Below are 23,999 nucleotides of genomic sequence, written 5' to 3'. Positions count from 1 at the left end.
TCCGGACGCTATGGCGGCGAGGCGGCAGATAGGGCGCCGGGAGGGCGGGCGCCATCGAAGCAAGAGACGCGCCGCCGGGGGCGAGGGCCGGGCGCCGGACGCCGGGTAATTTGAATGGAGCAAGCCGCTTGACAACCGCCAGCTGTCGCGGTCAAGTCGCGCGCGCTTGTTCCTTAGCGACGAAAAGAGATTGCGACATGGAAAGATTTTTGCCGAACTCCGACAGTCTCGAGGTCATCGAGCTCTATCGCTTGACGCGAGCCCTTCTTTCTTTGCGTGACATGTTCGACGGCGCCTATGAGCGCGCGGTTCTCTCCATGCTGCCCGAGCCGACCAAGGCGCGCTTCGACCTCATCGCGCGCAATGTCTCGACGCATGCGGCCTCCGCGCTGGCGCGGCCGATCATCGACGATTCCTACGTCGCGCTCGATAATCTGCTCGACGAATGCAAGCACGACGTGGCTGAGAGCCTGCTCGCCGCGGCGCTCGCGGATACGGTGGCCGGCCTGCCCGAGAAGCTGGCGTCGATCGAGCGGAACCTGCAGATTCGCTGACCCGCGCGGCGATTTTCGCCTTCGGGCTCGGCGCGCAGGGCGTTGTCGACGAGATTGGCGACGACGGATTTGAGCGCGCTGCGATTGTCGGGCGCGTTCGGCGCCTCGAGATCGATCCGACGGCGCGAGCGCACGCCGACGCAGTGACGGGAGGACGCGCGGCCACGTCCACGCCGCGGCTTCTCTCGTCGGTCCCTATCGCTCTCGGCTTGGCGCAACTGAATTGCCGCGATCCGCGTGCGAGGCCGGCGCCCTATATCGAACGCGAATTCGGCGTCGTCTGTGAGAGCCCGCTCGGGGCTCATCGCTCATGCCGTTCTCGTGCAAGAGTGGCTCGCGCAGCCGGGAGACGGTTAGAACTGCATTTCATTCCCGCCTATCGCTCCCGTCTGAGCTCGATCGAGCGGCAGTTCCGGCGGGTTCGCCGCGCTCTACATTGTGGCCTCCCGGAAGGGATTCGAACCCTTGACCTACGGTTTAGGAAACCGTTGTTGTCCCGAGACGCGAGCAGACAAGTCCGGACATCCGTAATCGAAAATGCCCAAGTATTTATTGCATGATGTGCGATTGTCTGGTAATGTCCAAGACGCGGGGAACAGCGCCAGACGGGCATTTTCCGTTACCCTGAAGGATTGCGGGGTAACGGGGTAGCGCATGGCGAAGGCACTGACCAAGATCGGGATCAAAAGCCTCGAACCTAGCTCGACGCGGCGCGAAGTGCCGGACGGGAAAATCCCAGGGCTCTACCTTCAGCTTCAACCGAGCGGGGCTCGGTCGTGGGCTTGGCGCTATCGGTTCGCGGGCAAGCCGAAGAAACTGACGATCGGCGCGTATCCGGCAATCGCGCTCGGCACGGCCCGCGCGTTGGCGCAGGAAGCCGCGGTGAAATTGGCGCGTGGAGTAGACCCGGCGGTTGAAAAAATTGAACAGAAGGCCGCAGCGCGCGAAGAGAAGGCGCGCGAGACCGACCTCATCGAGCGTGTCGCCGAGCAATTCATCGATCGCCACGCCAAGGTGAAAACACGCGATTGGCGCGAGACGAAGCGGCTGCTCGACAAGGACGTAGTGCCGAGATGGAAAGGGCGTCGGCTCGCCGATGTGACGCGCTCGGATGTGCGCGATCTACTCGACTCTATAGTCGACCGCGGCGCGCCAGTCGGCGCGAATCGAACATTCGCTCAACTGCGGAAGATGTGCGCTTGGGCCGTCGAGCGGGGAATTATCGAGCGCAGCCCTTGTGAGGGCGTCAAGCCGCCGTCGAGCGAGCAATCACGCGACCGTGTACTCTCCGCGGACGAACTGCTCCTCGTCTGGAATGCGGCCGGGACGATCGGTTTTCCGTTCGGGCCGATCACGCGGCTCCTTATGCTGACAGGACAGCGCAAGTCCGAAGTCGGCGGGATGATTTGGAGCGAGCTGGACCTCGAAAAGGCGTTTTGGCGCATCCCGGCCGAGCGATCGAAGAACCGCCGCGCGCACGAAGTGCCTCTGTCGGACGCGGCCGTTTCAATCTTGAAGGGCTTGCCCCGCTTCACGCGAAAGAAGGGCGAAACAGATTTCGTTTTCTCGCCGGGCGAGACGGCGCCGTCTGGTTTCAGCCGGGCGAAGGATCGCCTTGACGCTGCGATCCTCGAGGCGCTGCGCAAGGCCGCGAGCGAGCGGGGCGACAACGTCAAGGAAGTCGAAGCGCCTTCTGCCTGGACGCTGCACGATATCCGCCGAAGCGCGGCGTCCGGCATGGCTGCGATCGGCGTCGAGCTGCATGTCGTCGAGCGCTGCTGAACCATGTCTCGGGCTCCTTCGCCGGGATCGTCGCCGTTTATCAGCGGCATTCCTATGCGGACGAAATGCGCCGAGCGCTCGATGCATGGGCCGCACGCGTCGACGCGATCGTGACGGGCGCGCCGGCTGCCAGCAATGTCATCCAGCTGGCAAAGGCAAGGGGTTGAACCATGGCGAAACTACCACCAGAAGTCACTTTTTCCACGGCATTGTGCAAATCGTCGGAAAAGTTGCGAGATGGCCTCATAGGCAGGCTGCGGAGCGGTGATTTAGATGCTGAATTGGCGAACTTTATCGCTGACATGCTGGACGCAAATAAACGAACTCCATTCAAATTGACTGCAAAAAGGCGAAATCGCGGAAATCCTACATCACAAATAGACTGGGATATGTTTAATAAAATAAGAAAAATAGTTGATGACAATCCGGGTTATATTTCTGCCGAGAAGCTACTGGCGCTTCGTCCGGAGATAAACATTTCACCGAAAATGCTTAGAGAGAATTATTTGAAGCCGATGGAAGAATACGACCGGATAGCGCGTGAAATTGAAGAGGCCGAGCGCGCAAACCGAGAGCTGGGCGAGACGCGCTAACTTAGCGAGCAATAATATATTGAAAATAAATATAATTTTCACTTCGGTAGTCAATTAATCGAATTGACTGCATTGTGACTGCGCTACTGAGTGCGCCATCCTGCCCTCGTCAAATCGAGACGAGGGCTCCAATGTCCAATATTCCTGACTTCCCTACGCCGATCCGTCTTCGCGGGCGGCTCTTTTTCCGCCGGCACGATCTCGAACTTTACAAGCGTGGCGTGCTCGTCGCCGCCGGAGTCGTCAAGCCCGGCGAGCCTTTGCCGGGCCCGGAACGCGAGGAACTCGTGAACGCCGGCGACGCAGCGAAAGAGTTGGGTTTCGGTCGCCGCACGATCGGGCGACGACTCGCTGGCAGGGTGGTGAAAGTGGCCTGATGGCGGACGCAAAACCCCGGGTCCGCTGGTGACGGCCCGGGGCTCGAATTCGTCGTCATGCGCTGCAATTGCTGACGAAAGTTTCGTAGACCAATTGCCATTTGATGTCCACGCAATTCGCGCTCGTGCAATTGCGCGTCGCTTCATTCGCGTCGGCTGGGCGGCGTTCGCCATCGAGAGCGTGGCTCGTGCGCGTAGGGAGCTGAAAAAGCTGGACCCCGAGCTGCGCCAGAAGATTCAGGCTCTGCCGAGCCCCTATGAGAGCTTCAAGGCGTTCGCGTCGGGAAAGCCTGCGCCGGCCGGCGGGACGCCGCAGAAGCCGGCGGAGAAGAGCGCGCCGAGCAATCTGAAACCGGCTCCGGCGGGGCTTGTTTCGAAGGCGCAGGAAATGATCGCCAACGGAATGGATCGCGCCGACGTCGTGCGGCAAATGCAAGAGCAAGGCTTCGATCCGAGCGGGCTGTGAGTCAGCAGCAGAACACCTTCCAGGCCACGGCCATGGAGAGCGCGATCGTGGCTACGAGCATCCACCTCATGATGCGCAGGTCGGACCTGATCTCCGCGAAGAGGGTATCGATGTCGTCGGTCATTGGTGCGCGGCCGGCAGATAGCGGATGGCGGCGGCGGCCATTAATGATTCTGGCCGTATCGCTCTGCGGCGAGCGCGACAATCCACCCGAGGGCCGCGACAACGATGGGCAGGATTACAAAAGCGAAAAGCTGTGTCCCGGTCATTCCTTCAATCCTCCGAGAACCCGCCTAGCGGCCAAATGTAGCGCCGCTGCGGCCAAAAGCCAAATGGCGGCACCGGCGACGATGGTGAGGAGCGGGACGCCGGCTGTTCCGCTGACATTGTAGAACGCGGCTGCAATCGGCGCGAGGACCCCAACGGTGAAGGATGAGCCTGCCGCCGTGTTGAGGGCCGTAGCGAGCAGCTTGACCCTCTCATTGTGAACAAGGCTCACGGCTTTCGATCCTCTTCTCGCAAATATCCGTTAGAAATCAACCACTCCCGCAAAATAGTGCGGATCAGGTCAGGGCGCGAGGGGCGATCCTCTGGCGGGTGCGAGGCAATAACGGTGTCGAGAGCGTCGAGGATAGGAGGGTGAAGGCGAAGCATTACCCCCTCACCCCGGCCTGTTGTTCTTGGCCGACCTCTCTTTTTTGGGATATCCTGTATTGACTGGCTCATGAATTAGGGGTATCACAAAAAAATCAGGCCGCCAAGGGACTGGAACTCCCAAGGCGGCCCTAACCATCGCAAGCGACAGGAACGCCAACAATGGCTGTTGAAAATCCTAACACGAATCCGTCCCGCCGTCGCATTCTGGCGGGCGCCGCCGCGCTCTCGGCGGGCTCTGTGGCCGGGGCGGTTGCCGATACGGCGGAGGCCGATCCGGTCTTCGCGGTGATCGAGGAATGGCGCCGCCTCGAGGCCGCGCACATCGCTGCGATCCACGAAAACGACCGTCTCGGAACAGAAGAGGCCGATGAAGCGCAAGGCCGCGCCGTCGGCGCCGTGTGCGAGTTCGAGCGGGCTGTTCTGTTCAAAGCGCAGCCGACGACGGCGGTTGGCGCCGCGGCGTTGCTTCTGGTCATTGCTGAAGTGATCGAGCCGAACTGGGGCGGCGAATGCGCGCCCGCGATCCGCGCCGCGGCCGGCGTCTTCAAGACCGCCTGAACCACTGACATTCGAATTCCCCACCGCCATGGGGATTGTGCGACTGACCGAGCTTCCTCGGAGCCCGGCGGTCGCTTTGCGACCACCTGAGCGCACACGGGTCTTGGCGGGCCGGCGCTCCGAGGAGGACTGTAACCATGGGTAAGATCGTAACCGTGGACTTCCGAAACGACACGCTGTTCGCCGTCGAGCGCGACGACGGGGTGTTCGTAGCCGTCAAGCCGATCTGCGACTCCCTGGGCTTGAAATGGAGCAGTCAGCATGAGCGTCTCACCAGAGATGCGATTCTCTCGGAAGGTATCCTCGTCACAGGGATACCTTCGCCGGGCGGCGCACAGGAGACGACCTGCCTCCGCCTCGATCTGGTGAACGGCTGGCTCTTCACGATCGACGAGAGCCGCGTGAAAGACAAGGAAACACGCCAGCGGGTCCTCGCCTATAAGCGCGAGTGCTACGCGGTCCTGTTCAGCCACTTCTACGGCCGGTCGATCGGCGGGCGTCCGAGTTCCGAGTCCGCGGATGGCGACGAGCAATCGCCGGACGGCTTGAAGCTGAGAAAGGTCAACACGGCGGTGAAGTGCTTCGGCGAGCGTGCCGGCGCACAATTGTGGGTGAAGCTCGGGCTGGATTGGGTCCCGGCGATGGCGTCGGCCCTGTCCCAGGGCGACATGCTGGACATCCCGCATCCGCCCGGCAGCGTGACAATCACGGTTGCCCCGCAGACCAACGGAGGGGGCCGCCAGTGACACGCGCCACCATGGCGCGCGTTCCGAGCGGCGGGATTGGCTCGCCGCTCGCAATTCAGTGAAAGGGAACGTTATGGGCAACATAGATATCAGAATGGAATGCCTGCGTCTGGCGCTCGACACGTATGCGAGCTACGGCCACGAGCATGTTCTCGAACGGGCCAACGGCATGTTCTTCTTCGTCACGGAGGGCAAGACGCCGGAGAAGAAGCCGCAGGGCGCGTAGATCGGCGGCGACGCGGCGAAGAGGAAGAGCTTCGCGGAACATCTCGCCGAGCGCGGCCGGCCGACGACTGTGGTCGACCACAACGGGCAAATCGCCGGGTCGGCGCTCGGCGCGTTGCAGGACGTTCCCGCGCAACAGTTCTTTCACATCGAGCTGCTGAGCAATCCCGGCGCATGCCCTCCGCCGAGCGCGCTTGTGGAGCTGAAAAAGCTGGACCCCGAGCTGCGCCAGAAGATTCAGGCTCTGGTCGACGGGAAGGAGTCGGCGGCGTAGGCCGGGCAATTACCTGTGAGCGGTCCGGCCATTGTTGTCGGGCCGCTCTCGTTTTTTCATCCTGACATTGCGAACGAGGGGCTTTCGAAATGAGCACGGCCAGGGTGATCGAATTGCCGCTCGGAATGCGCCGATTGATCGAAGAGGCGATCGAGTCGCTCCTGCTTCTTCTCGACGAGCTCGACGGGCGACGCGGATTTCGAGGAGGAGCCGGACCTCGAGGGGAACGCGAAATCGACGCGGGCCTATGTCTCGTCACAATCGAGGGAAACTCTAAGCGGCGTATCTTGTCGTGCTACACCTTGGCGAGGCACCGGTTGCCGCAGGACGCAGTAAGGGCGGCGATCGTTGCGGAGCATGAAGCCCGAAAGGCTTGAGGTGTGGCGCGAGTTCACTGGACGTTGCCCCCTTCGCTGAGGCAGTCAGATCAGATTATCACCCTCCGGAAAATCGTAAGCGCCGTTGCGACCCCATTGATTCTTCGGGTTCGGAAGGATTTTCGGATGTGAGATTCTTCTGAGGGACAGCCATGTCTCTGGAAGGATCCGAAGATGAACGAGAATGCGACGATCGAAACGGCTTTTGGCGCAGGATTTGTCGGACGTGTGGATTTTCGTCGTTCACGTTCGGGCAATCGGCTGTGGTCGAAGGAGCTGAAGGGCCGGATCGTACGAGAGAGTCTCGCGCCTGGAGCGCGCGTCGCCGACGTGGCCCGCAAATATCGGATATGCGCGCAGCAATTGACGCAGTGGCGCCGCCAGGCGCGCACCGGGCGGCTCGCGCTGGTGACCGACGGTCCCGCGGAGTTCGTGGAGATCGAGCTCGAGCAGCCCTCCGTTCGTAACGAGAGCGATGCGAAGATCGAGATCGTCGTCGGCAAGGTCGTGTTACGGCTGGATCAGGACACCGCGTCGACGCGCATCGCCGAGATCATGACGGCGCTGGAGCGCGGCGCGTGATCATTCCGTCGCAAGGGTTGCGGATCGTGCTCGCCGTGCGTCCCGTCGATTTCCGCTGCGGGCATGACGCGCTGGCCGCTCTCGTGCAAAACAAGCTCGGACTCGATCCGCATTCCGGGCTCATCGTCGTGTTCCGCTCGAAGCGAATGGATCGCTTGAAGATTTTGCTGTGGGACGGAACCGGACTCGTGCTCGTCTACAAGCGTCTCGGCGATAGCCGCTTTTCTTGGCCGCAGATCAGCGACGGCGTCCTGCAATTGAGCCGGGTGCAATTCGAAGCTCTATTCGACGGGCTCAACTGGAAGCGCGTCGGCGAGCGGATCGTGGCGACGCCGACCGCGGCGAACTGATCGCAACTTCGGCTTCATTCGGCGCCTCGCTTGCGATAGATTCGCCGACGTGACGCCGAGCTTCGATCCCTCCAGACTCGCAGAGCTGCCTGCCGAACTACGCGCATTGTTCGAAGCTCAGCGCGCCATGCTCGAAGCCGAACGCATCCGCGCCGATCATGAGCTCGCCGCGCGCCTTCACACCGAGAGCGAGCTCGCAGCGTCGAAGGAGACGGTCGAACGTCTGCAATTGCTCGTCAAGGAATATGAACGCGCGCGTTTCGGCAAGCGTTCGGAGAAACTCGATCCCGATCAGTTACAGCTCGTTCTGGAAGATATCGAGATCGCCATTGCCGAAGTCCAGGAGCGGGAAGACGATCGCGCGCGCCGCTCGGGGCGCCCGGCGACCAGGGAGCGCGCCGCCCGCGCCGCGCGCGCCTTTCCTGCTCATCTGCCGCGCGTCGAGCGCGTGATCGAGCCAGAAAGCCTCGCCTGTCCCTGCGGCTGCGGCCTGATGGTTCGGATCGGCGAGGACCGCTCCAGCCGCCTCGACGTGACGCCGGCGCAATATCGCGTCATCGAGACCGTGCGGCCCCGCTACGCCTGTCCGACAGGATGCGCGGGCGTCGCCCAGGCGCCGGCTCCTGCGCATCTGATCGAGGGCGGCGTTCCCACCGAGGCGCTGCTGGCGCAAGTGGCGGTCGCCAAGTTCAGCGAGCACATGCCGCTCTACCGTCAATCGCAGGTCTTCGCGCGCCACAGGATCATGCTCGACCGCGCCGTTCTGGCCGATTGGATGGGAACGACGGCCTTCCACCTCGCGCCGATCGTCGAGCGCATGAGCGCGCTGATGAAGCTGTCCGGCCGTCTATTCATGGACGAGACTCGGGCGCCGGTTCTCGATCCCGGCCGCGGCCGGACGAAAACTGGCTATCTCTGGGCGGTTCTGCGCGACGACCGCGGGCACGGCGGCGCCGATCCGCCGATCGTGGTCTATCATTACGCGCCGGGTCGCAGCGGCGAGCACGCCGAGCGGATGCTCGAAGGATTCGACGGCGTTCTCCAGGTCGACGGCTATGGCGGCTATCATCGTCTGGCGCGCGCCGAGCGCAAAGGTGGCGCCCCACTGCGGCTCGCCTGGTGTTGGAGCCATGGCAGGCGCGAGATCATCGCCGCCACGCCGAAAGCGGGCTCGCCCATCGCCGAGGCGATCCTGGCGCGCATCGCCGCGCTCTATGCGATCGAGGCGGACATCCGGGGCAAAGAGGCGCCGATCCGGCAGAGCGTTCGCGCCGAGCGGTCGCGGCCTCTTGTCGTCGAGCTCGAAGAGTTTTTGCGCGCCCAGGCCGCTCGCCTCTCCGGCCGCAGCGACATGGGCAAGGCGGTCGCCTATCTTCTGAATCATTGGGCCGGGCTGACCCTGTTCCTCGACGATGGACGCGTCGAGATGGACACCAACCTCGTCGAAAATCAGATTCGGCCGCTGACTCTCACGCGCAAGAATGCGTTATTCGCGGGGCACGATGAAGGTGGACGTTCCTGGTCACGTCTCGCTTCGCTCATTGCGACATGCAAGTTGAACAGCGTCGATCCCTATGCCTGGATGAAGGCGACGCTCGAGGCGATCGCCGATGGCCATCCGCAGTCGCGCATCGACGAGCTGATGCCCTGGGCCTTCAAATCCTCGTCGCCGACGCCAGCCGCCTGATCGCTCACCATTGCGCTGAACCAATCGCTGACAAAGCTTTGCGCCAAAGGCTTGCAATGCCTTGTCGCAACGAATTGCAAGCTATTCTTCCATTCCAGCGGCAATGGGACGACAACGGCGCTTACTTTCCTTCAAGCCGCGATCCGCACATGCCATGGCGGCTACCGTTACAAGGAATTGGTTCCGAAAAGGCCACGCCTCACTAACCTTGGAGTGAGACGCCATACTTCGGCCGACCATGTCCCCAGCGCCCAAGGCGCCCACGTTCGCTGTCACTATCTGATGGTCAAGCTGTCGAGCCAGGTGTGATGCGGCCCTCAGTTCTCCGGCGGCCGGGCGTTGCCCGTAGTCGATGGTGAGCAGAAGGTCTGGCCGTCGCCAGTAGGCAAGTGCGGTGGACTCTACGCCACCGGAGAAAAGCAGGACCCTCATGTCAATGCTCGGCGCCCTGCCCACGCCACGTGGTACAGAGCAGTAGAGAAGTCGTCGACGACACGGCAATTGGGAGAGCCCAGCAACATCGTTAGGTCGCTGCGCTTCGTCGATTGTGCTAAGGTCTGTAGACATTCGAGTAGGAAGGGGATTCCCGCAAGGCTGAAATTTTGATTCAAGGCTGAAAAATGGAGGTTAGCCTTGATTCGCTTGGCATTGAAGGATGAGCAATGGGAAACGATAGCGCCGCTGCTTCCTGGCAAGGCAGGCGATCCGGGCCGTAGCGGCGAAGACAATCGTCTGTTCTTGGAGGGGGTGTTGTGGATCGCCCGTACCGGTTCACCCTGGCGTGATTTGCCCGATTGTTTCGGCAAGTGGTCCTCGGTGTGGAAACGCTTCCGCCGCTGGGCGTTGAAGGATGTCTTCGATCAGATTTTTATGGCGCTCTCGGGCGATCCTGATTTTGAATATGCGATGATCGACGGCACAATCATCAAAGTTCACCGGCACGGAACCGGCGCAAAAGGGGGACTCAAAGTCAGGCCATCGGCCGCTCGCGCGGCGGGCTGACGACGAAAATGTAAGCGCCGTTGTCGTCCCATTGCCGCTGGAATGGAAGAATAGCTTGCAATTCGTTGCGACAAGGCATTGCAAGCCTTTGGCGCAAAGCTTTGTCAGCGATTGGTTCAGCGCAATGGTGAGCGATCAGGCGGCTGGCGTCGGCGACGAGGATTTGAAGGCCCAGGGCATCAGCTCGTCGATGCGCGACTGCGGATGGCCATCGGCGATCGCCTCGAGCGTCGCCTTCATCCAGGCATAGGGATCGACGCTGTTCAACTTGCATGTCGCAATGAGCGAAGCGAGACGTGACCAGGAACGTCCACCTTCATCGTGCCCCGCGAATAACGCATTCTTGCGCGTGAGAGTCAGCGGCCGAATCTGATTTTCGACGAGGTTGGTGTCCATCTCGACGCGTCCATCGTCGAGGAACAGGGTCAGCCCGGCCCAATGATTCAGAAGATAGGCGACCGCCTTGCCCATGTCGCTGCGGCCGGAGAGGCGAGCGGCCTGGCGCGCAAAAACTCTTCGAGCTCGACGACAAGAGGCCGCGACCGCTCGGCGCGAACGCTCTGCCGGATCGGCGCCTCTTTGCCCCGGATGTCCGCCTCGATCGCATAGAGCGCGGCGATGCGCGCCAGGATCGCCTCGGCGATGGGCGAGCCCGCTTTCGGCGTGGCGGCGATGATCTCGCGCCTGCCATGGCTCCAACACCAGGCGAGCCGCAGTGGGGCGCCACCTTTGCGCTCGGCGCGCGCCAGACGATGATAGCCGCCATAGCCGTCGACCTGGAGAACGCCGTCGAATCCTTCGAGCATCCGCTCGGCGTGCTCGCCGCTGCGACCCGGCGCGTAATGATAGACCACGATCGGCGGATCGGCGCCGCCGTGCCCGCGGTCGTCGCGCAGAACCGCCCAGAGATAGCCAGTTTTCGTCCGGCCGCGGCCGGGATCGAGAACCGGCGCCCGAGTCTCGTCCATGAATAGACGGCCGGACAGCTTCATCAGCGCGCTCATGCGCTCGACGATCGGCGCGAGGTGGAAGGCCGTCGTTCCCATCCAATCGGCCAGAACGGCGCGGTCGAGCATGATCCTGTGGCGCGCGAAGACCTGCGATTGACGGTAGAGCGGCATGTGCTCGCTGAACTTGGCGACCGCCACTTGCGCCAGCAGCGCCTCGGTGGGAACGCCGCCCTCGATCAGATGCGCAGGAGCCGGCGCCTGGGCGACGCCCGCGCATCCTGTCGGACAGGCGTAGCGGGGCCGCACGGTCTCGATGACGCGATATTGCGCCGGCGTCACGTCGAGGCGGCTGGAGCGGTCCTCGCCGATCCGAACCATCAGGCCGCAGCCGCAGGGACAGGCGAGGCTTTCTGGCTCGATCACGCGCTCGACGCGCGGCAGATGAGCAGGAAAGGCGCGCGCGGCGCGGGCGGCGCGCTCCCTGGTCGCCGGGCGCCCCGAGCGGCGCGCGCGATCGTCTTCCCGCTCCTGGACTTCGGCAATGGCGATCTCGATATCTTCCAGAACGAGCTGTAACTGATCGGGATCGAGTTTCTCCGAACGCTTGCCGAAACGCGCGCGTTCATATTCCTTGACGAGCAATTGCAGACGTTCGACCGTCTCCTTCGACGCTGCGAGCTCGCTCTCGGTGTGAAGGCGCGCGGCGAGCTCATGATCGGCGCGGATGCGTTCGGCTTCGAGCATGGCGCGCTGAGCTTCGAACAATGCGCGTAGTTCGGCAGGCAGCTCTGCGAGTCTGGAGGGATCGAAGCTCGGCGTCACGTCGGCGAATCTATCGCAAGCGAGGCGCCGAATGAAGCCGAAGTTGCGATCAGTTCGCCGCGGTCGGCGTCGCCACGATCCGCTCGCCGACGCGCTTCCAGTTGAGCCCGTCGAATAGAGCTTCGAATTGCACCCGGCTCAATTGCAGGACGCCGTCGCTGATCTGCGGCCAAGAAAAGCGGCTATCGCCGAGACGCTTGTAGACGAGCACGAGTCCGGTTCCGTCCCACAGCAAAATCTTCAAGCGATCCATTCGCTTCGAGCGGAACACGACGATGAGCCCGGAATGCGGATCGAGTCCGAGCTTGTTTTGCACGAGAGCGGCCAGCGCGTCATGCCCGCAGCGGAAATCGACGGGACGCACGGCGAGCACGATCCGCAACCCTTGCGACGGAATGATCACGCGCCGCGCTCCAGCGCCGTCATGATCTCGGCGATGCGCGTCGACGCGGTGTCCTGATCCAGCCGTAACACGACCTTGCCGACGACGATCTCGATCTTCGCATCGCTCTCGTTACGAACGGAGGGCTGCTCGAGCTCGATCTCCACGAACTCCGCGGGACCGTCGGTCACCAGCGCGAGCCGCCCGGTGCGCGCCTGGCGGCGCCACTGCGTCAATTGCTGCGCGCATATCCGATATTTGCGGGCCACGTCGGCGACGCGCGCTCCAGGCGCGAGACTCTCTCGTACGATCCGGCCCTTCAGCTCCTTCGACCACAGCCGATTGCCCGAACGTGAACGACGAAAATCCACACGTCCGACAAATCCTGCGCCAAAAGCCGTTTCGATCGTCGCATTCTCGTTCATCTTCGGATCCTTCCAGAGACATGGCTGTCCCTCAGAAGAATCTCACATCCGAAAATCCTTCCGAACCCGAAGAATCAATGGGGTCGCAACGGCGCTTACACGAAAATCGTCCTTTTGGTCGATGCTTTGGGCTATCTGGCGCGCTTCATCCTGTTACCGGGGCAGCGCCATGACAGCGTCGGCGTTGCGCCCTTGATCGAGGATGTCGACGTTGCCGCGCTCATTGCCGACAAAGCCTTCGATAACAACGCCCTGCGTCTGCGATTGAAGCAGCAAGGCGCTCTCGCCGTCATCCCTTCCAAAGCTGATCGCAAACAGCTTATCCCGCATGACGCCGAAATGTACAAATGGCGCCATCTGGTCGAGAACTGCATCCAACGCCTGAAGGAGTGGCGGCGCATCGCAACCCGCTACGATAAAACCGACGCCAGCTTTGCTGCTTTTGTCCAACTCTCCGCCGCATTGCACGCAATCGCCTAAATGTCTACAGACCCTAGTGCAGGTGACGCTTTTTCATTCGCCTGCTGCTTCGAAACCTCACGTTTCATCGCCGTCTCGACGTCCCAGAGCGCGGCGAAATTGGTTTCCAGCAATGCCCGTCCGCAAATGGCGCCGACGAGCGTCGTTACCAACAGGAACCAGAGCGTCGACAGAACGACGCCGATCCTCTGCCATCCGTTCAAGCTGCGCATAAGGTCCTCGCTCGGCGAACTGTTCCCGTTCTCGGGCGTGAGTTTGCGGGCGTTCGGGCGGCGCAACAGTTCGGGAAGAAACGGAGATCGGCTCCCCGCGGCTTGCTGATCCGGCGGGGGCGATATCAGGCGCTCGTGAGCCGTCACGTCAACAGGCGAAGCCGTCGCCGGATTTTCCGGGCGCTTCGCGAAGGCCAACGCATGGGCCCCCGAGAGACGCTTCTACGGGGCCTTTTTCTTTCCGTCGGAATGTCGCGCAGCTTGGTAGCGCCCCTCGTCCCGAACGAGGGGGTCGGAGGTTTCCCGTTCCTCCTACATCAATAGCGCGGCCCCTCCTGACTGCGCAGTGAAACGCCCCGACCTCGGATGAACAGGCTCAGCGCGTCGGGCTATCCGTCCCGATCTGGCCCGAGCGCCCAGGCCGCAAAAAAATCGGCAGGGTCCCCTCTTTGCCCGAAAGTTACCCCAGCGATACCCCGAGGACGCGATGGGCCGTGAATGCTTTCGATAACGCATTGATTTCTATGGCCTCCCGGAAGGGATTCGAACCCCTGACCTACGGTTTAGGAAACCGTTGCTCTATCCTGCTGAGCTACCGGGAGATTGCCTGTGGTCCCGCGGCGCGCGCGCCCGAGACCGGAAAAACGAATAATCCGAATCTCGGTCCGGCTTCAAGAGCCCTGAAACACACGGCTCCGTCATAGCTTTCTCGCGCGTCATTTTCCGAGCAGGACATCCAGCTGCGGCCGGTCGCGATCGCCCTTCGGCTCGATCGAGAACATATAGTCGCCCCACCATTGTCCCGCCGCCCAATAGGCGCCGCCGATCCACACATCGCTGTTCTGCGCCATGTAGCGGAGCAGCGCCGCGCCCTCGGCGAGCGCCTGCGGCGTCGCCGCGAAGCCGAATTCGCCGAGAAAGGCGCGGGCCTCGTTGGCGCGCGCCCAAGCGGTGAAGGCGGCGAGGCGCGACGCGCCGGCTCCCCCGACGACCTCCGGCTTCGTCCCCGAACTATCGGCGTCGAGATATTGATGAACCTCATAGGCGAAATTGCGCTCTGGATCGACGATCCCTTTCATCACCTCGCCATTGTCGGTCGTCGTCCAGGAATGGGCGCCCGTCCAATAGGAGCCAGGCGCCAGGATCAGCTGGCGCGCACCCGCCGCGCGAATGGCGGCGATGGCGGCATTCGCGCCTGTCAGCCACTCCGCCGCGCTCTGTTCGTGCGGCTCGTTCATCAAGCCGAAAATCACATTGCGATGGCGCCGCAGACGCCGCGCCGTCTCGCCCCAGGCCGCGGCGAATTCGCGCGTCGCGGGGCCGTCCCGGCCGATCACGCCGGCGCGCATGCGCCCATATTGGTGGAAATCGACGATGATCGTGGCGCCGATCTCGCGCGCGTGGTCGATCAGCTTCCGCAGCAGCGGCCAGTCTTGCGTCTTCTCGTTCCCCGGACGCGCCGGGGCGAAGAGCCTTTCGGCGAGCACGGGGATGCGAAACGTGCGAATTCCCCTCGCGACGAAATAGTCGATTTGCGCCTCGGTCGGAAACACATAGTCGAAATTGCGCCGGTTCTTGCCCGGATTGAGCTCGGCGCCCGAAATGTTGACGCCGATCTGCGGCGTCGCGCTCGCGACGGAGGGCGCGCGCTGCTGCGCCGGCGCCTGCGCAGACCAGAGGACCGAAGCGAAGAGGATCGCGGCGAGGCGGTTCACGTCATTCCTTCGAGCGGACGCTTCGCGGCGCATTCCGTCACGATGTGGCGCGTCGGCCCGCCGCGGCTCGCCGTCGCGCGCGCGAACAGATGATCGGTCAGCCATGCGACGCTCGCATCCGTGGTGAGATTGTGATCCGCCTTCGGAATGCGCGATCGCGACACATTGGGATAGGCGCGCAGCCGCGCTCCGCCTCGGCCGAAATGCTTGGCCAACTCGTCCTCGCTCAGATCATTCTCGCAGGTGACGAGAGAGATGCGGACGTCGCGCGCTCTCAAGCGGCCGAAGAGTCGATGAACCTCCCGTCCGATCGGCCCCTGAAGCCACGGGACCATCGCCGTCAGATGCGCTTTGATCTTGTCGAGAACGCGTTCGGCGACGACGCCGGCCAGCCGGCCCACAGCGACGCGCCCGCGAAGCAGCTTCATCAGACCATCCGCCTCGGCGAGGCGTGAAAAATAGGAGAGATTGCTCCGCGAAAACAACTTCACATATTCCTCGACTTGGTAATTGTCGTCCCACACATAGACCGCCGGATTCACGATCACGAGATCGTCGACCCGCCGATCCTCCAGAGCCGTATGAAAAGCCTGGTACGCGCCGGAGCAGACGCCGACCAGAGTGATCTCGCGCGCGCCGCGCTCGATGAGCCAGTCGATGGCGGCGCGAGCTTCCTCCACCTGGTGCGGCGAATAGATCTTGGTCGCCGCATCGGGCCGAGCCGGGCTGTCGCCGATTCCGGACGTGTCGATGCGCAAGGAGGCTATTCCGCGCTGCGCCAGAAACCGGGCCTGCTCGACCGTCATTCTACGCCAGCCGGCATGTGGATTGGCGCCGCAATTCAGGAACAGCAAGGTTCGTCCGCGGCGCTGTCCTTTCGGTTCGCAAAAAGCTCCAAAAAGTTCGCGTGGACCGAAGCGGAAGCGCGTCTCCCGGAACCATTCGTCCTCGAGGCGGACCTCAGCGGGAAGCAGGCCGAGCGGCGAGTCCGCGTCGGCGTCGCGGGCGCCGCCGATCGCTTGCATCCAGGACCTTACCGCATCGAATGTCTCGAGCGGAATCGTCTTTATGGGCGGATTGGTCGTCAGTTGCTCATAATCGTCGTAATCCCGTTTCTCGACTGCGGCGCCGAGCCGCTCGAGATGGCCGGCGAGCGCCTCGCTCTGGCGATCGCCGGGGCGGCCGACGACGAGCGCCGCCGGCGCCGGCGCGTGCGCGAGCGTCAGAAAATCGAGCTGCTTCACATCCGAGACGAATGACTCGGGCAGTTTGAAGCCGAGCAGATCGAGTCCTTCGTTCGCCTTCGCGGCGGACGAGAGTCCGGCCGCGTCGGCGAGCATGGCGGCGCTCACCTTCAGCTGCTTCAGATAAAGCGCGCCGCGAGCGAAGCCCGCGAGAAGCGCGAGGCCAGCGACAGTCTCCAATTCTTTCGCCGCGCAGATCGCGATCGCGCTGCCGAGCCCTTGGCCGACGACGACGATACGTTGCGCGCGCGAAAGATCGAGAAGCAACGCCGCCGCGGATTTCGTGGCCTCGACCCAATTCTCGAGTCGCCAGGGATGCTCGTTCGCGCCGAGCGAATCGCCGGTTCCCGGATAATCGAAGCGCAATGTGGGAAATCCCGCATCCGCGAGACGATCCCCGAGCTCGCGCAGGCTCGCGCGCATGCTCAGCTCTTCATGACCCCACGGACTGCAGATCAGCACCGCCATGCAGGAGCTGCCGGGATGATAGAATCCCGCACAGCCGTCGAAGGCGATCGGCGTTCCTCCCGCGGATGATCGAGGCCCTTCCGTCATATGCGTCGCGCTCGCTGTTCCATTTCATGCAAATCGTCACGAGGGTCGGGAGCCTCGAGGCAACCCGACAAGAACCAGACCAGCGCTCCCGTCTTGATCGAGTAGACGGAGTCGCTGATGATCAGAAGCGCTGTGATGTAGAATCCTACGAACAGCCGATAACGCCACGCGAGCTCGTTGGCCGTCGGCGTCAGCGTGAACAGGCTCCAGAGTCCGATGCAGCCGAGGAGGCCGAATTTCGCGAGCGTGTATGTGTAGCCGGAATCGGACACGAAGCGCGTCACCGGAATGAAGCCCATCGCCTCCCAGAAATCGAGGCGCGACAGCATCTGTCCCGAAAGGATCATTCGCCCTTGCAGGCCATTGTCCCAGATCACGTCGGCGTTGAGGAAACCGTTCACCGTCAGCACGAAAATGACGAAGAAGGGCGCGAGAAGCAGGATGACGCGGCCGACGTATCGCGACGCCGGATAGATGATGAAGGCCATCGAGGACACCATCAGCCCGAAGCGCGCATCCGCCATGACGAAGACCGCGACGGCGGGGATCAGCGCGACCACGAGCCTGCGCGGGTTCGAGAAATTGCGCAGCACGATCCAGGAAAATGCGACCGCTCCGAAATTGCCCATCGACACCGGCTCGAGGAAGATGGAGGAAACGCGATGGGCGCCGAGAAAGGGCAGCAGGGTTCTGCCTTCCGGACGAATGCCGCTCGCGAAGAGGCCGGTTCCAGTCGTGTCGATCGACGCCGGATCGACCGTGCCGCGCGCGACATAATAGGCCCGGATGTCGACGATCTTCAGATATTGCGTCAAGAAGCTATACTCGCACGCACCGACGATCAGGACCGTCCAGACGCAGAGCTTGACGAGGCGGTCGCCCATGGATGCGTCGCCGAAGCGACGGCCGAGAAAGAAGAATGTGATCGGAATGATCACGTCGCGAATCGCTTTCATGTCGACCGACGCTCTCATTGCGCTGAGAAACGCTGCATAGGACAGGAATCCGACGAGGATGACCGCCAGCACAGTCGCATCCTTGGCCATGAGCATGAGGCTCGCGCCGATGAGACCCATCTCCGCGAGCATGACGATCGCCGGATTGATGGAGAAGGCCTTTGCATTGACGATGCAGAGCACGAAATTGAAAATGACGCCGCCGAAAACCAGAGCCGCCGCGAGGAGCCTGGTCGTCTCCGTTCGTTCCTCGATCGCGGCAAAGCTCGAAATGGCGACGTCGCTCATGCGGCCGCCCTTTCTCCGACGAGAACCACTCCGGCCGAATTCGGGATGTGGGCTCCGATCGATCGGGCGAGGCGGGTGAGAACGCCCCGCTCGGGACGATCGCCGTCGACGAGCGCGAGCAGAGCGTCCGAACAGCTGTCGACGGCGAAGGCTTCGTAGTCCTGCGCATTGGCGCTGACCAGAATCATGTCGGCGCTCTGGAAGGCCCGGATCCTGTCTCGGAAAGCGCTCCAGAAGCGTCGAGGCGGCGTTTCGAGGGCGTCGCAATCGAGCACTTCCGCGATCGAGACGAACTCGGCGCTGCCTCGGGAGCGGTCGTGAAGAGCGAAACAGGAGTCGTGCGGCCAGCGCGTCGCCAGCTCGATGTCATGGCGGCGTGATCCATTGCGCAGCAATCGAACGGCTTCCTTTCGCCAGTGACGGCATGCTGCGCCGTCGGATCGATCCGCGTCCAGCGCAATGACACGTTGTCCGCGCTCGAGCGCGGCGAGCGCGATCTCGAACATGACCTTCGGCTTGCGGCCATCTTCGTCGAGACCGAGAAAGAAGATGGTTCGCGGCCCATCGTCTCCGGCGACGCCGAGAATCCAATGCAGCAGCCACATCGAGGGCTGCTCGGACTCGGGCTTCGAGGCGCTCGGCCTCATAGTTTCCGCGAAGCGGAACTCGGCCAGAATGGGAAGGTCGAACAATCCGCGAAAGGTTTCCGCCGGATCGTCCGCTTTCGCATCCATGCGGTCGCGGAAATATCCGGCGGCGCTTCCGAGACCGATCCCGCAGATCAGGGCGCCGCCGAGCACGAGGGGCAGGGGAGGGCCGGCTTTCTTGTCGCTGGGCACGGCCTCGGTGATGATCCGCGATGTGGAGCTGTCGACCTCCTGCGTTTCCTCGAGCTCTTTCGCGCGCTTCAGCGAAGATTGATAGAGATTGCGAATCGCTTCGGCGCTGCGTTCGAGCGCGCGCAGACCGACCATTGTTTCATTGAGCTGGAACGACCGCTGCTTCAGCTCCGCGAGCCGCTTCTCGAGATCGGCTTCCGTCGCCTGCGCGCGGCGATGATCGCTGAGCGCGGCGCCGGCGATCCGCGCGAGCTCGGCGTCGATCAGCCTGCCGACTTCCTGGATCTGGCGCTGGACATCCATCAGCGGCGGATATTTGTGACCGAACTGCATCTCTATCGCCGACTTCTGCTGGACGAGCGTCGCATATTGCGTGCGCAGGCCGGAAATCGTGTTGGAATGCACCGCGTCGGACAATTGATCGACATTGGCTTTCGAACGCTGCAGCTTCGCGACCTCCTCATAGCGCGCGCGCGTCTGCGCGACCTGCGATCGCGCGAGGCCGAGCTGATAACTGAGATCGGCGAGCTGCTGCTCCGCGGTGAGCTTGCCCGCCGTCTCGGAGAGATCATGCTCGGACTTGTAGCGTTCGACTTTCGCTTCGGCGTCCTTCAGCTCCTGCGCCAATTGCTCGGCGCGGCCTTGCAGAGCGAGGCCCGCCCGCCGCGCGGCTTCGCGCTGGGCGGCGCCGTTCTGCGAAAAGAACACGCGTGCGGCCGCGTTCGCGAGTCGCGCCGAAAGTCGAGGGTCTGGACTGACCACGACGATGTCGAGGATCAGCGCGCGCTCGCCTCTCACGACCTCGATCATCGCCGCGAGCTTTTCGATGGCTGCTTCCCTGCTTTCGTTGGCCTTGGTCCCGAGCAGCCTGCCGATGAGGCCGACGCGCGTGAACTGGGGATCTTCGGTGAGCTTTTCCTCGTCGACGAGCGTGCCGAGCACGCTGCTCGACACGATGAGATAGCGCTGCGTCTCGAGATCGAGCAGATTGCTGTCGGCTCCCAGGCTCTGAAACGCGAGATCGGTCTTCGCCAGCGCGACGCCGCGCGGATCGAGCAAAATCTCGGCGACGGAGCGATAGCGCGCGGGCATGAGCAGATAGAAGCAGAGTCCGAGGATCAAGGCGATCGTGGCGATCGTCAGCATCCATTTGGCGTGCCGCCGCACGAAGCGAATATATTCGGCGAAGTCGAACTCCATGGCGGCGGAGGCGCCCGCATTGCGCTCGGACGAGCGGGACCCGTTCGGATCCATCTGCGGCTCGCCGCCGGAGCGAATTCGGTTCATGGACGCTTTGTTCCTGGTCGTCGCGCGAGGCCGCGAAGGACGGATGCGTCGCCAATATAGAGGATGTTATCCTTAAGCTTATGTTAATGTCGACGCTGGACGCTGCGTCGACGCGAGGATTCGGCGTCGATGTCTGCGGCGAGCGACGCGGGAGCGACCGATGTGGGGTTTCGACGCCTTCATTTACGTCTATCTGGCGATCGGCTGCGGCATCGCTCTCATTTCGCTTTCCATGAATTGGAACGAGAGCCGAAGACTTTCTCCCGTGCTGTTCGTCTTCGCTCACGCGCTCTGGCCGCTGTCTCTCGGGGCGATCATCCTCTGCGCCATGTTTCAGTCGCGGCGGTAGGCTGTTGCGCCTCGCGCAGCGGGGCCGGGCGGCTTCGGCAGAGTTTGAATCGAATTGTAATTGTTTCGATATGAACTGAAAAACCAAGAATAGATTGGACTTTGATCTGTTCAGATATTCTTGGTGATGTCGGCGCTTGTTCTTCTCGTGAGATAGAAATCGTCTCTCGAGAGGTCTGGGATGAAGCGTGCATTGATTCTCGGTCCGATTCGCATCGAGCACTTGACCTTCGAAGAGGCGTTGCGTCACATCGAAGCCGCGCTTCGAGGAGCCGGATCCCGACACATTGCATTCTGCAATGCGCATACGGCGAGCAATGCGTTTTTCGATGCGGCTTTTCGCCGGGCCTTGTCGCATATGTTGGTCTTGAATGACGGCGTCGCGCTCGATGTCGCCTCGAAATTGACGACGGGCGCGGCCTTTCCCGGAAATCTGAATGGGACGGACTTCGTTCCGAGGTTTTTCGCGAGCAGCGAATGGCCGCTGCGCATCTATCTGCTCGGGGCGAGGCCCGAGGTCGTCGAGCGCGCGGCGGCCAATCTTATGGCGCGCTATCCGCGGCACGTGGTCGTCGGCTATCGCCACGGCTTTTTCTCGCCTGAAGAAGAAGCGGCGGTCGTCGCGGAAATCGCCGGCCATGCCCCGGATGTATTGCTCGTCGCCATGGGCAATCCGCGACAGGAACTGTTCATGGACGCACATCGCGATGTGCTGAACACCAAGGTCGTGTTCGGAGTCGGCGCTTTGTTCGACTTCATCTCGGAGGCCACGCCGCGCGCTCCGGCATGGATCCGACGCGCGCGGTTGGAATGGCTGTTCAGACTGTGGCGAGAACCGCGCCGACTGGCTCGTCGATATACCGTCGGCGCGTTCACTTTCGCGCTCGCGCTGGCGTTTTTCCAGCTGCAGCGCGTCGAGCGGCTGGGATGGCTGTGGAGCGAGATTCGAGAACCGCGCAGGCCTGCCTATCGCTACACGGTCGGAGCGTTCACCTTCGCCCTGGCAATCGTGTTCTTTCACCTCCACAAGGCGATAAATACCCCCTGATCGTGCCGAGGCCCCAGACGAGCTTGTAATGCGCCGTGGCGAGATCGAGAATGAGCGCCGACAAGGCGGCGCGGCCGAGAGTGCGCATGAGGCGCTCTGCGAGATAGAGGATATCGTAATGCAGTCTCAGCACGCGGCCGAAACCCGGCGCATAAGCGCTGGCTCGGTCGATCGCGGCGGCGCTGCGTTCCGGCGCCTGATCGTGAAAGACGGTCAGGTCATGATGAAACCGGCATCGAGCTCCGAGCGCGAGCGCACGCAGCACATAATCGGTTTCTTCTCCGGATCGGAACGGCGTGTCGGCGCCGACGCCGAGACTCTCGTCGAAGCCGCCGATCCGTCTCGCCGTTTCCGCGCGAAGAAACAGACCGTTCGAATTGCCTGCGAACCAGACATTGCGGCGATCGACGGGACAGGTGTCGGAAAGAAACAATCCCAGGGAATCCGCGCCATCGGCGTCGACGGTGCGTCCCATGAGGAGATCGAGGCCGGGCTCTCGCGCAAAGCGCCCGATCACGTCTTCGACGAGGTTCGGCGCGTACCAGCAGTCGTCGTCCGGGAAGCAGACGAGGGCGCCGCTCGCTTCGCGCAGGCCGGCGTTGCGCGCGCGAGAGAGGCCACGCGGAGAAGTAACATGCAGGATCTTCAGGCGATCGACGACCGAAGCCAGCGCCGCGTCGAGCGTTCCGGGCGGATTTTGATCGACGAGAACGATCTCGAAGTCTCTGCTCGTCTGCTCGACGAGGGACGAAAAGAGGCGTGCGAGCGGATCGACGCGGCCGACTGTGCAGACGATGAGCGACAGCGTCGGAGGTTCGCTCTCCGCGCCCCGATCCTGGAGATATGTCCGCTGCGTCATCGTCGAATCCTGCGAGCAAGCTGCCGAGAATTAGCCGGCGCGTGGTTAATGAGTCATTAAGCTGCGCGACGGAGAGTGGAGTGCGAGGCTCGGGAACCAAAGGTCGTCCGATGAAGATCGTCCATGTCGTTCGGCAGTTCTGGCCTTCGCGGGGGGGCCTCGAGGAATTCGTCTATCGGCTCGCGCGAGAACAGTCGAACGCCGGCGCGCAGGTGCGGATCGTGACGCTAGATCGTCTGTTCACGGATCGACGGGTCGCCCTCCCTGAAAGAGACGTTCTCGACGGAATTGAAATCCGTCGGATTCCTTTTGTCGGTTCGACACGCTATCCCATCGCGCCCGGCGTGCTCGCGCATATCGGCGACGCCGACGTCGTGCATGTTCACGCGGTGGATTTTTTCTTCGACTTCGTCGCCCTGGCGTCGCTCTTCGCGCGAAGCCAGATCATCGCGACGACGCACGGCGGATTTTTCCACACCGCGGCGCATTCGGGGCTGAAGCGCCTGTGGTTCGGCGCGGTCACGCGATTCACGGCGCGCCGCTACCAGGTCGTCGCCGCCTGCAGCGACAGCGATTACGAGATGTTCGCGACGATCTCGCCGAACAATCTGTGGCTCGTCGAAAACGGCGTCGACATCGACAAATTCGCCGATGCGTCGAGCCCGGCTCCGGTGAGATCGCTGATCACCATCGGGCGATTTTCGGTCAACAAGCGGCTGGACCGTCTGCTCGACGCGATGCGCGCGTTGGTAGCCCAAGACGCGCAATGGCGTCTCGATATCGCCGGAATCGAGTCCGATTGGAACAAGGAGCGATTGACCGAGGCGATCGCACAGTGCTCTCTCGAGACGCATGTCGAGGTTCATGTCGGGCTCGACGCGAGCGCCGTCGCCAGGCTGATCGGACGCTCGAGCCTATTTGTGAGCGCGTCCGAATATGAGGGTTTCGGCATAGCGCTCATCGAGGCGCTCAGCGCCGGGCTCTTGCCGGTCGTTCACGCGAACGACGCCTATCAGGCCTTCTCGTCGCGACGAGGACTGATCCATATCACGGATTTTTGCGATCCGGCCGCGGCGGCCCGGTCGATCGCAGGCGCATTCGCCGAACTGGATACTTCGGCAGGTCGGATCAGAAAGGCCGCGATCGACCTATCGGGCGAATTCGCTTGGCCGCGCGTCGCAGCTGCCTATTTCGACGCCTATCGCGAGGCGTTGGGTTCGATCCGCACGTCTCATGCCGCGGGAGTTGGGACAGACGCGCCCCGGCGCCGGGATTGCTCGGCGGAAGTCGAAGGGAGGGCGCCTGTCTCGAGAAGACCGGCCCGCCTTTCTGGACGATGAGACGGAACGCTCGCGCTTC

Annotated in this window: 27 protein-coding genes, 3 tRNA genes and 3 pseudogenes; 18 read left to right on the top strand and 15 right to left on the bottom strand. The window is 62.7% G+C overall.

Going from position 1 to position 23,999, the window contains the following annotated elements:
• Nucleotides 1-197 precede the first annotated feature (197 nt).
• A complete protein-coding gene (locus AC6IW9_RS18455) occupies nt 198-554 on the top strand; it encodes a hypothetical protein (RefSeq protein ID WP_497765900.1) in 357 nt (118 codons plus the stop codon).
• A 439-nt stretch (nt 555-993) separates the two neighbouring features.
• On the opposite strand, the gene AC6IW9_RS18450 is transcribed toward AC6IW9_RS18455, so the two are convergent.
• Nucleotides 994-1,062 (bottom strand) — tRNA-Arg (locus AC6IW9_RS18450).
• Nucleotides 1,063-1,208: 146 nt separating this feature from the next.
• Between AC6IW9_RS18450 and AC6IW9_RS18445 the strand changes: the two genes are divergently transcribed.
• The 4 genes from AC6IW9_RS18445 to AC6IW9_RS18430 all read left to right on the top strand — a co-directional run bounded on the left by AC6IW9_RS18445 (nt 1,209) and on the right by AC6IW9_RS18430 (nt 3,772).
• The gene (locus AC6IW9_RS18445) at nt 1,209-2,336 is read left to right on the top strand and encodes a tyrosine-type recombinase/integrase (RefSeq protein WP_497765896.1); all 1,128 of its coding nucleotides are present in this window, start codon (nt 1,209-1,211) and stop codon (nt 2,334-2,336) included.
• Nucleotides 2,337-2,506: 170 nt separating this feature from the next.
• Nucleotides 2,507-2,929, top strand: coding sequence for a hypothetical protein (locus tag AC6IW9_RS18440; RefSeq protein WP_497765893.1), 423 nt, complete (start codon nt 2,507-2,509; stop codon nt 2,927-2,929).
• 131 nt (nt 2,930-3,060) lie between these two features.
• Nucleotides 3,061-3,306, top strand: coding sequence for a hypothetical protein (locus tag AC6IW9_RS18435; protein ID WP_497765890.1), 246 nt, complete (start codon nt 3,061-3,063; stop codon nt 3,304-3,306).
• Between the two features lie 181 nt (nt 3,307-3,487).
• The gene (locus AC6IW9_RS18430; protein WP_497765886.1) at nt 3,488-3,772 is read left to right on the top strand and encodes a hypothetical protein; all 285 of its coding nucleotides are present in this window, start codon (nt 3,488-3,490) and stop codon (nt 3,770-3,772) included.
• 1 nt (nt 3,773) lies between these two features.
• Here the strand turns inward: AC6IW9_RS18430 and AC6IW9_RS18425 are convergent, their stop codons facing one another.
• Together AC6IW9_RS18425 and AC6IW9_RS18420 are read right to left on the bottom strand one after the other, a co-directional pair.
• On the bottom strand, nt 3,774-3,896 hold the full coding sequence (locus AC6IW9_RS18425; RefSeq protein WP_497765883.1) for a hypothetical protein: 123 nt from the start codon (nt 3,894-3,896) through the stop codon (nt 3,774-3,776).
• Between the two features lie 141 nt (nt 3,897-4,037).
• Nucleotides 4,038-4,271 (bottom strand): hypothetical protein, encoded by a 234-nt coding sequence (locus tag AC6IW9_RS18420; protein ID WP_497765879.1) that lies wholly within the window; start codon nt 4,269-4,271, stop codon nt 4,038-4,040.
• A gap of 317 nt (nt 4,272-4,588) precedes the next feature.
• Between AC6IW9_RS18420 and AC6IW9_RS18415 the strand changes: the two genes are divergently transcribed.
• The 7 genes from AC6IW9_RS18415 (at nt 4,589) to tnpC (AC6IW9_RS18385) (ending at nt 9,228) form a co-directional block, all read left to right on the top strand.
• Nucleotides 4,589-4,987 (top strand): hypothetical protein, encoded by a 399-nt coding sequence (locus AC6IW9_RS18415; RefSeq protein ID WP_497765876.1) that lies wholly within the window; start codon nt 4,589-4,591, stop codon nt 4,985-4,987.
• A 137-nt stretch (nt 4,988-5,124) separates the two neighbouring features.
• Nucleotides 5,125-5,733: a phage antirepressor N-terminal domain-containing protein gene (locus AC6IW9_RS18410; RefSeq protein WP_497765873.1), complete on the top strand. Its 609-nt coding sequence runs from the start codon at nt 5,125-5,127 to the stop codon at nt 5,731-5,733.
• 94 nt (nt 5,734-5,827) lie between these two features.
• Nucleotides 5,828-5,959, top strand: coding sequence for a hypothetical protein (locus AC6IW9_RS18405; RefSeq protein WP_497765870.1), 132 nt, complete (start codon nt 5,828-5,830; stop codon nt 5,957-5,959).
• A 69-nt stretch (nt 5,960-6,028) separates the two neighbouring features.
• Nucleotides 6,029-6,232, top strand: coding sequence for a hypothetical protein (locus AC6IW9_RS18400; protein ID WP_497765867.1), 204 nt, complete (start codon nt 6,029-6,031; stop codon nt 6,230-6,232).
• Between the two features lie 551 nt (nt 6,233-6,783).
• Complete coding sequence (gene tnpA / locus AC6IW9_RS18395) at nt 6,784-7,191, top strand: IS66-like element accessory protein TnpA (protein ID WP_497763764.1); 408 nt, start codon at nt 6,784-6,786, stop codon at nt 7,189-7,191.
• Nucleotides 7,188-7,541 (top strand): IS66 family insertion sequence element accessory protein TnpB, encoded by a 354-nt coding sequence (gene tnpB / locus AC6IW9_RS18390; protein ID WP_497763765.1) that lies wholly within the window; start codon nt 7,188-7,190, stop codon nt 7,539-7,541. The genes tnpA (AC6IW9_RS18395) and tnpB (AC6IW9_RS18390) overlap by 4 nt, the downstream gene beginning before the upstream one ends.
• Nucleotides 7,542-7,590: 49 nt before the next feature.
• A complete protein-coding gene (gene tnpC / locus AC6IW9_RS18385; protein ID WP_497763766.1) occupies nt 7,591-9,228 on the top strand; it encodes an IS66 family transposase in 1,638 nt (545 codons plus the stop codon).
• A gap of 81 nt (nt 9,229-9,309) precedes the next feature.
• Here tnpC (AC6IW9_RS18385) and AC6IW9_RS18380 read toward each other — a convergent pair whose 3' ends face one another.
• A complete protein-coding gene (locus AC6IW9_RS18380; RefSeq protein ID WP_497765864.1) occupies nt 9,310-9,660 on the bottom strand; it encodes a 7-cyano-7-deazaguanine synthase in 351 nt (116 codons plus the stop codon).
• Between the two features lie 201 nt (nt 9,661-9,861).
• Between AC6IW9_RS18380 and AC6IW9_RS18375 the strand changes: the two are divergent.
• Nucleotides 9,862-10,241 (top strand): annotated as a pseudogene (locus tag AC6IW9_RS18375) (IS5 family transposase); the annotation flags it as partial.
• A gap of 124 nt (nt 10,242-10,365) precedes the next feature.
• On the opposite strand, the gene AC6IW9_RS18370 reads toward AC6IW9_RS18375, so the two are convergent.
• The 4 genes and pseudogenes from AC6IW9_RS18370 to tnpA (AC6IW9_RS18355) all read right to left on the bottom strand — a co-directional run bounded on the left by AC6IW9_RS18370 (nt 10,366) and on the right by tnpA (AC6IW9_RS18355) (nt 12,809).
• Nucleotides 10,366-10,470, bottom strand: coding sequence for a transposase domain-containing protein (locus AC6IW9_RS18370; RefSeq protein WP_497772537.1), 105 nt, complete (start codon nt 10,468-10,470; stop codon nt 10,366-10,368).
• Between the two features lie 126 nt (nt 10,471-10,596).
• Nucleotides 10,597-11,924: pseudogene (gene tnpC, locus AC6IW9_RS18365) on the bottom strand (IS66 family transposase); the annotation flags it as partial.
• Nucleotides 11,925-12,051: 127 nt separating this feature from the next.
• A complete protein-coding gene (gene tnpB / locus AC6IW9_RS18360; protein WP_497763765.1) occupies nt 12,052-12,405 on the bottom strand; it encodes an IS66 family insertion sequence element accessory protein TnpB in 354 nt (117 codons plus the stop codon).
• Nucleotides 12,402-12,809 (bottom strand): IS66-like element accessory protein TnpA, encoded by a 408-nt coding sequence (gene tnpA / locus AC6IW9_RS18355; RefSeq protein ID WP_497763764.1) that lies wholly within the window; start codon nt 12,807-12,809, stop codon nt 12,402-12,404. Before tnpA (AC6IW9_RS18355) ends, tnpB (AC6IW9_RS18360) begins: the two co-directional genes overlap by 4 nt.
• Before the next feature lie 84 nt (nt 12,810-12,893).
• Here tnpA (AC6IW9_RS18355) and AC6IW9_RS18350 point away from each other — a divergent pair.
• Nucleotides 12,894-13,289 (top strand): annotated as a pseudogene (locus AC6IW9_RS18350) (IS5 family transposase); the annotation flags it as partial.
• On the opposite strand, the gene AC6IW9_RS18345 reads toward AC6IW9_RS18350, so the two are convergent.
• Nucleotides 13,286-13,699: a hypothetical protein gene (locus AC6IW9_RS18345; RefSeq protein WP_497765861.1), complete on the bottom strand. Its 414-nt coding sequence runs from the start codon at nt 13,697-13,699 to the stop codon at nt 13,286-13,288. The pseudogene AC6IW9_RS18350 and the gene AC6IW9_RS18345 sit on opposite strands and share 4 nt — an antisense overlap.
• A gap of 53 nt (nt 13,700-13,752) precedes the next feature.
• Here AC6IW9_RS18345 and AC6IW9_RS18340 point away from each other — a divergent pair.
• Nucleotides 13,753-13,842: transfer RNA gene (locus AC6IW9_RS18340), tRNA-Arg, on the top strand.
• Between the two features lie 184 nt (nt 13,843-14,026).
• On the opposite strand, the gene AC6IW9_RS18335 is transcribed toward AC6IW9_RS18340, so the two are convergent.
• The 5 genes from AC6IW9_RS18335 to AC6IW9_RS18315 form a co-directional block, all read right to left on the bottom strand.
• A tRNA-Arg gene (locus tag AC6IW9_RS18335) sits at nt 14,027-14,103 on the bottom strand.
• 114 nt (nt 14,104-14,217) lie between these two features.
• Complete coding sequence (locus tag AC6IW9_RS18330) at nt 14,218-15,216, bottom strand: glycoside hydrolase family 5 protein (protein WP_497765858.1); 999 nt, start codon at nt 15,214-15,216, stop codon at nt 14,218-14,220.
• On the bottom strand, nt 15,213-17,015 hold the full coding sequence (locus AC6IW9_RS18325) for an alpha/beta fold hydrolase (protein WP_497765855.1): 1,803 nt from the start codon (nt 17,013-17,015) through the stop codon (nt 15,213-15,215). Before AC6IW9_RS18325 ends, AC6IW9_RS18330 begins: the two co-directional genes overlap by 4 nt.
• Nucleotides 17,012-18,259 (bottom strand): surface polysaccharide polymerase, encoded by a 1,248-nt coding sequence (locus AC6IW9_RS18320; RefSeq protein WP_497765853.1) that lies wholly within the window; start codon nt 18,257-18,259, stop codon nt 17,012-17,014. The genes AC6IW9_RS18325 and AC6IW9_RS18320 overlap by 4 nt, the downstream gene beginning before the upstream one ends.
• A complete protein-coding gene (locus tag AC6IW9_RS18315) occupies nt 18,256-20,385 on the bottom strand; it encodes a GumC family protein (protein ID WP_497765851.1) in 2,130 nt (709 codons plus the stop codon). The genes AC6IW9_RS18320 and AC6IW9_RS18315 overlap by 4 nt, the downstream gene beginning before the upstream one ends.
• 160 nt (nt 20,386-20,545) lie before the next feature.
• On the opposite strand from AC6IW9_RS18315, the gene AC6IW9_RS18310 reads away from it, so the two are divergent.
• Nucleotides 20,546-20,734, top strand: a complete 189-nt coding sequence (locus AC6IW9_RS18310) for a hypothetical protein (protein ID WP_497765848.1) — start codon at nt 20,546-20,548, stop codon at nt 20,732-20,734.
• Nucleotides 20,735-20,914: 180 nt separating this feature from the next.
• Nucleotides 20,915-21,781, top strand: coding sequence for a WecB/TagA/CpsF family glycosyltransferase (locus tag AC6IW9_RS18305; RefSeq protein WP_497765845.1), 867 nt, complete (start codon nt 20,915-20,917; stop codon nt 21,779-21,781).
• Here AC6IW9_RS18305 and AC6IW9_RS18300 read toward each other — a convergent pair.
• Nucleotides 21,723-22,640, bottom strand: a complete 918-nt coding sequence (locus AC6IW9_RS18300; protein ID WP_497765843.1) for a glycosyltransferase family 2 protein — start codon at nt 22,638-22,640, stop codon at nt 21,723-21,725. The genes AC6IW9_RS18305 and AC6IW9_RS18300 overlap by 59 nt on opposite strands.
• An 80-nt stretch (nt 22,641-22,720) precedes the next feature.
• On the opposite strand from AC6IW9_RS18300, the gene AC6IW9_RS18295 reads away from it, so the two are divergent.
• Complete coding sequence (locus AC6IW9_RS18295) at nt 22,721-23,980, top strand: glycosyltransferase family 4 protein (RefSeq protein WP_497765840.1); 1,260 nt, start codon at nt 22,721-22,723, stop codon at nt 23,978-23,980.
• The last annotated feature ends 19 nt before the right edge of the window (nt 23,981-23,999 follow it).

It is taken from the genome of Methylosinus sp. shoA (assembly GCF_059718125.1).
Note: the sequence above shows the minus strand (reverse complement) of the source record. Positions and strands in the feature narration are given on the sequence as shown.